We start from the raw sequence: 13096 nt of genomic DNA on the forward strand, positions 1-13096 counted from the left end.
CGCGCACGGCGCAATGCCATCGCGTATGGAAAACCCGCCGCGTTGCCGGCGGGTTTTTCTTTGCGCGCGCGAAACCCTTGTCGCGTCCGCTAGTTACATCGGTTTTCATGCGCCAGCAGTTCGTCACGTGTGCATAACGAAGTTCTTTTATAAACACGCGAAATGGTGAACTGCTTCACGGCAATAGGATTTGCCGTGTCAAAGTCTTGACGATCTGCAAAGTTGCCGTTAACACTTGAAGCCCGTTTCAGAATCATTCATTTCGCAGTAACCGCTTGGCGCATGCGCTCGGGTTTCTGTCGCTGCGCGCCGTTCGGCATTACCCGCAGTAAATCACGCGAATAGACGCCCCCAGGGGACGCTGGGCCAGAAGGCTCGGCGATGGCGTCGCTTTGCCCAAAACCAGTCCAATCAGGAGCCGTACCGATGAATCGGATTTATCGCAAGGTCTGGAACAAAGCATTGGGTCAGTTGGTGGTGGCCTCGGAGCTGGCCTCCTCCGACAGCAGCGGTGGTGTTGTCGACCAGCGCCGCGATACGACACAGGCCACGCCCGCGCTGTTGGCGGTGGCACTGGGCCTGGTATTGGGATTGGGCATGAGCAGTTCCGCCGCTGCACAGTCGGTGCAGATCGGTGGCAGCGCCACCTGTGTGGCACTCAGCGGCAAGCTGCTGGAAAAGTGCCTGGTTGAAGGCACGGCCAGTGCCAAGGGCAGCAACGCGGTGGCGATCGGTGGCAACAGCAGCGCCAGTGCAGCCAACAGCGTTGCGCTGGGCGCAGGCTCCAAGGCTACGCGCGCCAACACGGTGTCTGTCGGCGATGCCGGCAAGGAACGGCAGATCACCAACGTGGCCGCCGGTACCCAGGCCACCGATGCGGTGAACAAGGGGCAGCTGGATGCGCAGGCGCGCGCCACGCAGGCCGCGCTGGCGGATGTCGCCGCAGCTGGGGACCGCTACTTCAAGGCTGATGGCGCAGGTGATGACAGCGACGCGGCCAAGATCGACGGGCAAGGCGCGGTAGCCGCCGGTGCCGGCGCCCAGTCCTTGGCCAATGCCACCACCGCCGTCGGCACCCAGGCCATTGCCGCCGGTCTCGGCGCCAGTGCGTTCGGACAAGGCGCATTGGCGATCGGCGATGCCAGCGTGGTGGTCGGGCAGAGCGCCGCAGCGTTCGGTCTCGGTGACACCGCCGTTGGCGCCAGCGCCTATGCCGCCAGCGAGAACGGCGCGGCCACCGCGCTGGGTGCGTTGTCCGAAGCAAGCGCCGACGGCGCCACTGCCGTAGGTGGTGGCGCTGTGGCGATGGGCCCAGGCAGTTCCGCACTGGGTCGAGGCGCCACTGCCGCAAACGAAGCCTCGATTGCGGTGGGTGCATTCAGTACCGCCGTGGGCGAATACAGCACCGCACTGGGCTCCAATTCGGCGGCGGTTGCCACCGGCAGCGTGGCGCTGGGCGCAGGCTCGCTGGCCGACCGTGTCGATACGGTGTCCGTCGGTGCGACCGAGTACGGCCTGACCCGGCAGATCACCAGCGTTGCGGCAGGTACTGAAGATACCGACGCGGTCAATGTCGGCCAGCTGAAGGACGTGGCTGCCGTGGCCGATGCCACCGCCAAGCGGTTCCAGGCTACTGGCAGCAGCAACAGCGATGCCGGCGCGCTGGCCGAAGGTGACGAGGCACTGGCGGCCGGCGAGGCGGCCAACGCCATCGGCAACGGCGCCACCGCTGTGGGCGCGGGCGCCAACGCCATTGCGCAGAATGCGACCGCCGTGGGCAACAACGCACTGGCCTCGGGCCAGAACAGTGCCGCGTTCGGCAACAACGCACAGGCCAACGGCCCGGGCAGCGTCGCCGTCGGTGGTGCCGCTGTTGATGCCGATGGCAATCCGCTGATCACCAGTGGCGGCGTACCGGTGGAAACCGGCGCCACCAGTGCCGGTGTCGGTGGCACCGCGGTGGGCGCCAGTGCCGAAGCCAGCGGCTTTGCGGCGTCGTCCTACGGGGTAGGTGCCTATGCCGCCGGCGCGCAGGCATCCGCGTTCGGTGCGGTCGCCAACGCCATCGGTGATTACTCCACGGCGCTGGGTACGCAGAGCAACGCCACCGGCACCAGCAGCGTGGCCATCGGTGGCCCGGCCGACCTGATTCCCGGCCTGGGTTTCTTCGTGCAGACCCAGGCCGGCGGCGAAGCGGCGACAGCCGTCGGTGCCGGTGCCATCGCAAGCGGTGACCGCGCGGTGGCCAACGGCAGCCTGACCGAAGCCTCCGGTGCGGAAGCCACGGCCGTCGGCTACTTCGCTTACGCCCCGGGTGAGAATGCCAGCGCACTCGGCGCGCAGACCTGGGCCAGCGGCGCACAGAGCACGGCCGTCGGGTACTACGCCACCGCGCGTGGCGCCAACAGCGTCGCGCTTGGCGCGAATTCCGAAGCGGTGCGCGCCAACAGCGTGGCCGTCGGCAGTGCCGGCAACGAACGGCAGATCACCAGCGTCGCTGCCGGCAGCGAAGCCACCGATGCAGTGAACAAGGCGCAGCTGGACGCCGTGGCCAGTACCGCGGACAACACCGCGCGCTTCTTCCAGGCCCAGCCGGAAGCGGGCAGTAATGCCGGTGCGCTCGCCGAGGGCGAAGGCGCGGTGGCGGCCGGTTCGTCGAGCAATGCGATCGGCGCCGGTGCGGTTGCACATGGCGCCGCCGCTTCGGCGATCGGTGATGACAGCGTGGCGGTGGGTCGCAACAGCAGCGCCACCGGCAACGGCGGTGTTGCCATCGGTGGCCTCGGCCAGGCCTACGACGAGTACAACCAGCCGATCATCGGTGCCGACGGCACGGCGCAGCAGGTAGGCACCACCGCCGTCGCCAACGCCACCGCAGTGGGCAGCGGCGCACAGGCCACCGGCGCCGCCAGCAGCGCGTTCGGCAATGCGGCCAAGGCCAGCGGGGACAACAGCTTCGCTGCTGGCGGCACGTCGCGTGCAACCGGCAGCTATGCGGTCGCGGTTGGTGACAGCGCCTTCGCCAGCAGCGATGACAGCACCGCGGTAGGGGGTTACAGCTGGGCGACGGCCAGTGGCGCAGCAGCGTTCGGTTCGGGTGCGTGGGCCACCGCCACCAACGCGTCGGCCTTTGGCAACGCGGCCTGGGCCAGTGGCAGCGGCGCAACCTCCATCGGCTACAACAGCTGGGCCAATGGGGCCAGTTCCACTGCGGTCGGCCGCGGTGCGTTCGGCTATGGCGACAACAGCGTGGCACTGGGCTTCCAGGCGCTGGGCAACAGCATCAACAGCATCGCCATCGGTACCAATACGGTGGCCGGCGGCGAAAGTGCGATCGCGTTGGGCGCCGGCAGCAACGCCAGCGCCAGCAATGCTGTCGCGCTCGGTGCCGGTTCAGTTGCCAGCCGTGCACGCACGGTGTCGGTGGGCAGCAGCGGCAACGAACGCCAGGTCACCAACGTCGCTGCCGGTACCCAAGCCACGGACGCGGTGAACAAGGCACAGCTGGATGCAGTGGCGACCACCGCCACCACCACCAGCCGCTTCTTCCAGGCCAGCGGCAACGGCGACGACGTGACTGGTGCCCTGGTGGACGGTGACAACGCGCTGGCCGCCGGTGATGCGGCCAACGCCATCGGCAACGGCGCCACCGCGCTCGGCAGTGGTGCCAATGCGCTGGCCAACAACGCGCAGGCGATCGGCTTCAACGCGCTGGCCAGCGCCGCCAACGCCAGCGCCGTCGGTGCCAACGCGCAGGCCACCGGTGAGTACGCCACCGCACAGGGCGCGGAAAGCGAAGCCAGCGGCGAGCAGAGCGCGGCGTTCGGCGCGGCCAGCGTTGCCAGTGGCGCCGGAAGCACTGCCAATGGCGTTCTGTCCGAAGCGTCCGGTGAAGAGGCCGTAGCCGTGGGCTACTTCAGCAATGCCAGCGGCGATGCGGCCACCGCTGTCGGCAGCGAGAGCGTGGCCAGCGGCACCGCGTCGGCAGCGTTCGGCATCGGTGCAGAAGCGACCGGTGGCTACAGCACCGCCATCGGTGGCTATGCGCAGGCCTCGGCGTTCAACGCCACCGCCTTCGGCAACTTCGCCAATGCCTCCGGTTCCAACAGTGTGGCAGTGGGTGGCGATGCGGAAGCCTCCGGTGCCTACAGCACGGCCACCGGCCAGGGCAGCCTGGCCACCGGCACCAACAGTGTTGCCGTCGGCGGTTCGCTGTTCGGCGTGCTGGCCACCGAAGCATCGGGCAACTACTCCACCGCCGTCGGTGGTGGCGCCTGGTCCGGTGGCATCAACAGCACCGCACTGGGCAACGCCGCCGAATCGCGCGCGGCCAACAGCGTGGCGCTGGGTGCCGATTCGATCGCCGACCGCGACAACACCGTGTCGGTGGGCGGTGGTGGCAATACCCGCCAGATCACCAACGTGGCTGCTGGCACGCAGGGCACTGATGCGGTCAACAAGAACCAGCTCGACGCCGTAGCCGCTGCAGCGGAAAAGACCAGCAGGCAGTTCCAGGCCAGTGGCAACGCCGATGGTGAAACCGGCGCCCTGGTTGAGGGCGACAACGCGTTGGCCGCCGGTGATGCGGCCAACGCCATCGGCAACGGCGCCACCGCACTCGGTAGCGGCGCCAATGCGCTGGCGGCCAACGCCACGGCGGTGGGCCTCGATGCGCTGGCCACCGGCGACAACGCCGCAGCGTTGGGCAGTGCCGCACAGGCCACCGGCGAAGACAGCCTTGCGCTCGGCACCGGCGCCAGCGCCACCGAGCTGGGTGCCAGTGCCGTGGGTGCGCGTGCACAGGCCAGTGGTGCATACAGCACCGCGACCGGCACTGAATCCAACGCCAGCGGCACGCAGGCACTGGCCAGCGGCTTCCGCAGCGCCGCCTCGGCCGATGGCACCACCGCCGTCGGTGGCTATGCCGAAGCAAGCGGACGCCTCGGCACCGCGTTGGGCTATGGCTCGGCGGCCAGTGGTGCCAACACCACGGCAGTCGGCTTCGGCGCTGCCGCGGCCGGTACCGGTGCCGTGGCCGTAGGTCAGTCCAGCGAGGCCAGTGGCGAGGAGAGTGTGGCCATTGGTGGCAGCACCTTCTTCGGCTTGATCCCGTCGCGTGCCAGCGGCACTGGTGCAGCGGCATTCGGTGCGGGTGCGTGGGCGACCGAAGACTACGCGACCGCGATCGGCTGGAACTCGTGGGCGGATGCGGCGGATGCCACTGCGCTGGGTGCCGGTGCCACCGCCAGTGGGTTGAACAGCGTGGCGCTGGGCGCCGGCTCCAAGGCCGAGCGCGACAATACCGTGGCTGTGGGAACCGCGGGCGGTGAGCGCCAGGTGACCCATGTTGCAGCCGGCACTGAAGCCACCGATGCGGTGAACAAGGGCCAGCTGGACGCGGTGGCCAGCGTTGCCGACAAGACCAGCCGCCAGTTCCAGGCCAGCGGCAATGCCGATGGCGAAGCAGGCGCACTGGTGGAGGGTGACAACGCGCTCGCCGCTGGCAATGCGGCCAATGCAATTGGCAACGGCGCTACCGCGTTGGGCAGCGGCGCAACGGTGGTCGCTGCCAATGCCACGGCGGTCGGCGTCGACGCACTGGCCACGGCCGAGCAGAGCGTGGCCATCGGCAGCGGTGCCAGCAGCACCGCAGACAGTGCCGTTGCGCTGGGTGCACAGAGCAGCAGCGGCGGCGCCGCCAGCATTGCGATCGGCGCGCAGTCGCAGTCGCAGGGCATCGGGGCGACCGCTGTCGGCGGCATGGCCGAGGCCGCCGGCCTTGCGGCTACCGCAGTGGGCTACGGCGCGATCGCCGATGGCCGCGAAACGACCGCAGTCGGCAACTTCGCGCAGGCCAGCGGCTGGCGCGCCACGGCGTTTGGTGCAGGTGCCAGCGCCGGCTTCTTCGGCACCGCCGTAGGCAGTGCTGCGCAGGCCGCCGATGTTTCCACGGCGGTGGGCCAAGGCACCATCGCGCAGATCGCCGGCGCCGGCTTCGGCGTGCAGGCAAAGGCTGGCGAGTACGGCACCGCTCTGGGCAACAACGCCGCCACCGGGTTGAACGGCGTGGCGGTCGGCTTCAACGCACTGGCCGGACAGGATGCCGCCAGCGCCAGCGCCGGCCAGTTCACTACCGCCATCGGCAGTGAAGCGTGGGCCACCGAAGATGGCGCCACCGTGGTCGGTTACAACAGCTATGCGCAGGCCAGCAACGCGACGGTGCTCGGCAGCAACACCTGGACCACCAAGGACGCCGGTAACAGCGTCGCGTTGGGCGCGGGCTCGCTGGCCGACCGCGCCAACACGGTGTCGGTGGGTGCTGCGCAGGAGTGGGTCGATGCCGCCGGCGTCACCCACAGCGCGATCAACCGCCAGCTCACCAATGTCGCGGCGGGTACGCAGGCCACCGATGCGGTGAACAAGGGCCAGCTCGATGCAGTGGCCGCCACCGCCGATGCGGTCGGCCAACGCTTCAAGGCCAACGGTTCGGGTACCGCCAGTGCCACCGGCACCGATGCCGTGGCCATTGGCGGCAACGCCAACGCCAGTGGCGGCCGCAGCAATGCGTTGGGCAGCGGTGCCGCGGCCATCGGCAATGCGACGCTGGCACTGGGTGCCAACAGCGGCGCCAGCGGCAACAACTCGGTGGCATTGGGTGCCGGTTCGCGCGCGCTGGAGGCCAACGTGGTCTCGGTCGGCGGTGGCAACGGCACCGCCGGTCCGGCCACGCGGCGCATCGTCAACGTTGCCGACGGCCGCATCGCTGCCGGCAGCACCGATGCGATCACCGGCTCCCAGCTCAACGTCACCAACCAGCGGGTGGGAGCAGTGGAAACCCGCGTGGGTGACTTCGACTCGCGCATCGCGACGGTCGAGACCACGGCGGCCAGTGCGGTCGGCTACGACGACGCCAGCCGTGACCGACTGACCCTGTCCGGTTTCCAGGGCACCACCATCGACAACGTCGGTGCCGGCAGCATCGCCGCCGGTAGCCGCCAGGCGATCAACGGCGGGCAGCTGTTCCAGTCGCTAAGTGATGCCGCCAGCTTCCTCGGCGGTGGCGCCAGCGTCGGCATGCAAGGCGTGTTCGTGGCACCGAACTATGTGATCCAGGGCGCTACCTACAGCAACGTCGGCGATGCGCTGGGCGCGCTGGACCGCAAGGTCAGCGAGATCGACCGTCGCACCGCCGGTGGCACGCGTGCCGGAACCGCCAGCCTGCGCGCGATGAGTGCCTCGCTGGATGACAGCCCGCTGGCCAGCGCCGCGGATGCGCGTGCAACAGCCGATGCAGCACCGGCCGGCACCGCGCGGGTGCAGGGCACGCCGACGGCCGCCGCGGCGGGTGCTGGCATTCCGGTCGGGACCCCGGCGACCGGCGCCAATGCGGTGGCCATGGGCGAGGGCGCCGTCGCCAGCGGCGCGTCGTCCACCGCCGTCGGCCAGGGTGCCAGTGCCACGGCTGCCAACGCCGTGGCACTGGGCCAGGGTTCGGTCGCTGATCGTGCCAACACCGTGTCGGTCGGCAGCGAAGGCAACGAACGCCAGGTCACCAACGTCGCCGCCGGCACCACCGCCACCGACGCCGTCAACAAGGGCCAGCTGGACCGTGGCGTGGCCACGGCGAACAGCTACACCGACAGCCGCGTCCAGGCCGTCGCCGACAGCTTCGATGTGTTCAAGGGTGAAATCGATGGACGCCTGCGCCACATGGACCGCCGCATCGACCGCCAGGGTGCGATGAGTGCGGCGATGCTCAACATGGCCACCAGTGCCGCCGGTATCCGCACCCAGAACCGGGTCGGCGTCGGCATCGGTTTCCAGGGCGGCGAGTCGGCGTTGTCGCTGGGCTACCAGCGTGCGATCAGCGATCGCGCCACGGTTACCTTCGGCGGTGCCTTCAGCAGTGACGACAGCTCGGTTGGCGTCGGTGCCGGCTTCGGCTGGTAAGCCAAACCACTGCGCCGGCGGCCACCCACGCCGGCGCCAAACCTGCAAACAGGGCCTGGGGGGAGGTCACGGCAATCCCGGCTGGGCCGGCCGGGAGTCGTCAAGGAATGATGGCCGCAGTGTTGGTTCGATCCATGACCCAGAAGAGGAATTCGACGTGATCAAGAAGCAGAACCTTCGCATCAATGTGCTTGCCGCCGCCGTGCTGTCGATGACCGCCGTCGGTGCCGTCCACGCCGCCGGGTTGCCGACCCGTGAACCGGTGCGCCAGGCCAGCACCGCCGAGCCGGGCACCCAGCGCATCATCGTCAAGTACCGTGCCGGCACCACTGCGGCGGGCGACCGGTCGGCCAAGCTGTCCACCGTGCAGTCCGCGCTGACCCGCGCCAGCCTGTCCGGTGGCACTACCCGCGCCAGCGCGCTCGGCCCGCAGGTCGTGCGCAGGCTGGGCGTCGGTGCCGACCTGATCCGCCTGCAGGGGCGCCTGGCGCCTGCCGAACTGCAGCGCGTGCTGAAGGAACTGAAGGCCGATCCGTCCGTGCAGTACGCCGAGGCCGATGTGAAGCTGCGCCGTACCGAGCTGCGTGCCGGTGACGTGCAGCCGGCGCTGGCGCCGAATGATCCCTACTACCAGCAGTACCAGTGGCACCTGCACAACGCCACCGGCGGCATCAACGCACCGTCGGCGTGGGATGTATCGCAGGGCGAAGGCGTGGTGGTGGCGGTACTCGACACCGGCATCCTGCCGCAGCACCCGGACCTGGTCGGCAGCCTGCTGGAAGGCTACGACTTCATCAGCGATGCCGAGACGTCGCGCCGTGCCACCAACGACCGCGTGCCGGGCGCGCAGGACTATGGTGACTGGGTCGAGAACGACAACGAGTGCTACACCGGCTCCGTCGCCGAGGACAGCTCCTGGCACGGTACCCATGTGGCCGGTACCGTGGCCGAGCAGACCAACAACGGCGTCGGCATGGCCGGTGTCGCGCACAAGGCCAAGGTGCTGCCGGTCCGCGTGCTCGGCAAGTGCGGTGGCTACCTTTCCGATATCGCCGATGCCATCACCTGGGCCTCCGGCGGCACGGTGGCAGGCGTACCCGCCAATGCCAACCCGGCCGAGGTCATCAACATGAGCCTCGGCGGCAGCGGCAGCTGCGACGGGACCTACCAGGAAGCGATCAATGGCGCGATCTCGCGTGGCACCACCGTGGTCGTGGCGGCCGGCAACGAGACCGACAACGCCTCCAAATACCGTCCAGCCAGTTGCGACGGCGTGGTGACCGTCGGCGCCACCCGCATTACCGGCGGCATCACCTACTACTCCAACTACGGCACCCGCGTGGACCTGTCCGGTCCGGGTGGTGGTGGCAGCGTCGACGGCAATCCCGGCGGCTACGTCTGGCAGTCCGGTTCCGATGCGGCCACCACGCCGGAGTCGGGCAGCTACAGCTACATGGGCATGGGCGGCACGTCGATGGCCTCGCCGCACGTGGCTGCCGTCGCTGCACTGGTGCAGAGCGCGCTGATCGCCAAGGGCAAGGATCCGCTGGCCCCCGCCGCGATGCGCACCCTGCTGAAGGAAACCGCGCGTCCGTTCCCGGTCAGCATCCCGACCGCCACTCCGATCGGCACCGGCATCGTCGATGCCAAGGCGGCGCTGGCAAAGGCGCTGGAAGAGCCGTGCACCGAGAACTGTGGACCGGTGGCGACGCCGCTGACCAACAAGGCCGCCGTGGGGGGGCTGAACGGCACGGCCGGCAGCAGCCGCCTGTACAGCTTCGAGGCAGCCGCTGGCAAGCAGCTCAGCGTGATCACCTACGGTGGCACCGGCAACGTGTCGGTCTACATCGCCCAGGGTCGCGAGCCGAGCGCCAGCGACAACGATGGCAAGTCGACCCGTCCCGGCACGTCCGAAACGGTACGGGTGAACAAGCCGGTGGCAGGCACCTACTACATCAAGGTGGTGGGCGAAGCGGCCTACAACGGCGTGAGCATCCTCGCCACGCAGTAAGCCTGACGTGTCGTAGTTGAACGGCCGAGGCCCGTCATCCTGTGTGACGGGCTTCGTCTTTTTACGAAAGCTGGCCGCAGGGCGGCGGAAATCATGGCTTAACTGCTAAAGTCGGTCCGATTGACAGGAGAGTCACGTGAACGCGCTCGCTGCAACCGTTACCGACGATGCCGAAGGCCGCATCCTGGATGCGCTGCTGGCACGCGGCCGGCTCAAGGAAGGAGACCTGGCGCGCGCGCGGCCGTTGCACGCCGAGGCCGGCGGCAGCCTGCTGGGCCTGCTGGTGCGCCTGGGCCTGGTGTCTGAACGCGACCAGGCACAGACCAGCGCGGAGGTGCTGGGCCTGCCGCTGCTGGAGGGCAGGCAGGTGCCGGAGGCCCCGCCACAGGCACTGGCCGAGGGCATGCCACTGTCGCTGCGCTTCCTGAAGCAGTTCCATGTGTGCCCGCTGGAGTTGAATGAACACGGGGTGCGTCTGTGGCTGGCCGATGCCCACGATGCCTATCCGCAGCAGGCCGTGCAGTTGGCGCTGGGGGTTCCGGTGACACCGGTGCTGGGCATGCGCGCGGAGATCGATGACCTGGTCGAGCGCTGGTTCGGCCAGGGCCGCAGCGCGATGGGCGCGATCGTGGAGACCGCAGACGGCGAGGGCGGCGCGGTCGACGATATCGAGCACCTGCGCGACCTGGCCTCGGAAGCGCCGGTGATCCGCCTGGTCAACCTGGTGATCCAGCGTGCGGTGGAACTGCGCGCGTCGGACATCCATGTCGAACCGTTCGAGAGCCGCCTGAAGGTCCGCTACCGTGTCGATGGCGTGCTGGTGGAGGGCGAAAGCCCGCCGGCCAACCTCACCGCAGCGGTGATCAGCCGCATCAAGATCATGGCCCGGCTCAACATTGCCGAGCGCCGCCTGCCGCAGGACGGCCGCATCATGCTGCGCGTGCAGGGCAAGGAGCTGGACCTGCGCGTGAGCACCGTGCCGACCGCGCACGGCGAAAGCGTGGTGATGCGCCTGCTCGACCGCGAGACAGTGGTGTTTGATTTCCACCGGCTGGGGTTCACCGATGCGTTCCTGCCGCAGTTCCGCAAGGTGCTGGAACAGCCGCACGGCATCCTGCTGGTGACCGGCCCGACCGGCTCGGGCAAGACCACCACGCTGTACACCGCGCTGAGCCAGCTCAATACCGCCGACGTCAAGATCATCACGGTCGAGGACCCGGTCGAGTACCAGATCGAGGGCATCAACCAGATCCAGGCCAAGCCGCAGATCGGCCTGGACTTCGCCAACGCGCTGCGCAGCATCGTGCGCCAGGATCCGGACATCATCATGATCGGCGAAATGCGCGATCTGGAAACCGCGCGCATCGCGATCCAGTCGGCACTGACCGGCCATCTGGTGCTGTCCACCCTGCACACCAACAATGCCGCCGGTGGTATCACCCGCCTGCTCGACATGGGCGTGGAAGACTACCTGCTCACCTCCACCATCAACGGGATTCTGGCCCAGCGCCTGGTGCGCCGGCTGGAACCGACCCACGCCGAGCGCTACGAGGCTTCGCCGGAGGAAATCAAACGCTTCGAGCTGCGCCGCCTGCAGCCGGAAGGGCCGATCCATCTGTTCCGCCCCAGGCCCTCGGCGCTGGCGCCGACCGGTTACCTCGGTCGTACCACCATCATGGAATTCCTGGTGATGAACGATGCGCTGCGGCGTGCGGTGATGCGCCGCGACGGCATGGGCGAGATCGAACGCATTGCCCGCGAAGCCGGCATGCGCACGATGTACGAAGACGGCCTGTCCAAGGCCCTCAGTGGGCAGACGACCATCGAGGAAGTCCTGCGTGTCACCGAGGAAAGCTGATGCGCGCAGGACGACGGGGCTGACATGCCGACCTACCGTTACAAGGCACTGAATCCGCACGGCGAGATCTTCGACGGGCAGATGGAAGCGGCCAGCGAGGCCGAGCTGGTCGCGCGCCTGCAGGACCAGGGCCATCTGCCGATGGAGACACAGCTGGCCGATGGCGGTGCGATCGGTGGCGGTACCTGGCGCAACCTGTTCCGCCAACGGCCGCTGCAGGGCGCGGCATTGCTGCAGTTCACCCAGCAGCTGGCGACACTGCTCGGTGCGGGCCAGCCGCTGGACCGCGCGCTGTCGATCCTGCTCGGGTTGCCCGAAGACGATCGTTCGCGTCGCGCGATCACCGACATCCGCGATGTGGTGCGCGGTGGCGCGCCGCTGTCGATCGCACTGGAACGCCAGCATGGGTTGTTCTCGCGCCTGTATGTGAACATGGTGCGTGCCGGTGAGGCCGGCGGCAGCCTGCACGAAACCCTGCAGCGCCTGGCCGACTACCTCGAACGCAGCCGGGCCCTGCAGGGCAAGGTGATCAACGCGCTGGTGTACCCGGCCATCCTGCTGGTGGTGGTGGGTGGTGCGCTGCTGTTCCTGCTTGGCTACGTGGTGCCGCAGTTCGCGCAGATGTACGAGAGCCTGGACGTGGCGCTGCCGTGGTTCACCAACGCAGTGCTGCAGCTGGGCCTGTTCGTGCGTGACTGGTGGGTGCTGCTGCTGGTGGTGCCGGCGCTGGTGGCGCTGTTCTTCGAACGCAAGGCGCGGCAGCCGGCCTTCCGGTTGGCGCTGGATGGTTGGCTGCTGCAGCGTCGCGGCATCGGCCGCCTGCTGGGTGAACTGGAGACTGCCCGGCTGGCGCGCACGCTGGGTACCCTGCTGCGCAATGGCGTACCGCTGCTGGGTGCCCTGGGCATCGCCCGCAACGTGCTGGGCAACCGCGCGCTGGCTGCCGATGTGGAAACCGCCGCCGATGAAGTGAAGAACGGTGCCGGCCTGTCGCTGGCACTGTCGCGAGGCAGGCGTTTCCCGCGCCTGGCCCTGCAGATGATCCAGGTTGGCGAGGAGTCCGGCGCGCTCGATACCATGCTGTTGAAAGCGGCTGACACCTTCGAACAGGACAGCGCCCGCCGCATCGACCGCCTGTTGGCGGCGATGGTGCCGGCGATCACCCTGGTGCTGGCCTCGGTGGTGGGTGCGGTGATCGTTGCCGTGCTGGTGCCGCTGTACGACCTGACCAATGCCATCGGTTGACGATGGATCCCTACGCAACCCCGACACTCCGC

The 13096-nt window shown here is 68.7% G+C and carries 4 protein-coding genes; all 4 read left to right on the forward strand.

Annotated elements, in window-relative coordinates; translation table 11 throughout:
* Positions 1 to 426 precede the first annotated feature (426 nt).
* The 4 genes from AC5P9W_RS17805 to xpsF all read left to right on the forward strand — a co-directional run bounded on the left by AC5P9W_RS17805 (position 427) and on the right by xpsF (position 13064).
* A complete protein-coding gene (locus AC5P9W_RS17805) occupies positions 427 to 7950 on the forward strand; it encodes an ESPR-type extended signal peptide-containing protein (protein WP_495219380.1) in 7524 nt (2507 codons plus the stop codon).
* Positions 7951 to 8107: 157 nt separating this feature from the next.
* The gene (locus tag AC5P9W_RS17810) at positions 8108 to 9961 is read left to right on the forward strand and encodes a S8 family peptidase (protein ID WP_495219381.1); all 1854 of its coding nucleotides are present in this window, start codon (positions 8108 to 8110) and stop codon (positions 9959 to 9961) included.
* Positions 9962 to 10097: 136 nt separating this feature from the next.
* A complete protein-coding gene (gene gspE, locus AC5P9W_RS17815; protein ID WP_058980469.1) occupies positions 10098 to 11819 on the forward strand; it encodes a type II secretion system ATPase GspE in 1722 nt (573 codons plus the stop codon).
* Between the two features lie 24 nt (positions 11820 to 11843).
* Entirely contained in the window at positions 11844 to 13064 is a 1221-nt protein-coding gene (xpsF, locus tag AC5P9W_RS17820; protein WP_329859335.1) for a type II secretion system protein XpsF, read from the forward strand.
* Positions 13065 to 13096 lie beyond the last annotated feature (32 nt).

Source organism: Stenotrophomonas sp. YJH_SMC_33 (assembly GCF_059372295.1).

Coding starts and splice junctions, on each gene's coding strand:
- AC5P9W_RS17805 (WP_495219380.1), top strand. CDS start 427: ATGAATCGGATTTATCGCAAGGTCTGGAACAAAGCATTGGGTCAGTTG.
- xpsF (WP_329859335.1), top strand. CDS start 11,844: ATGCCGACCTACCGTTACAAGGCACTGAATCCGCACGGCGAGATCTTC.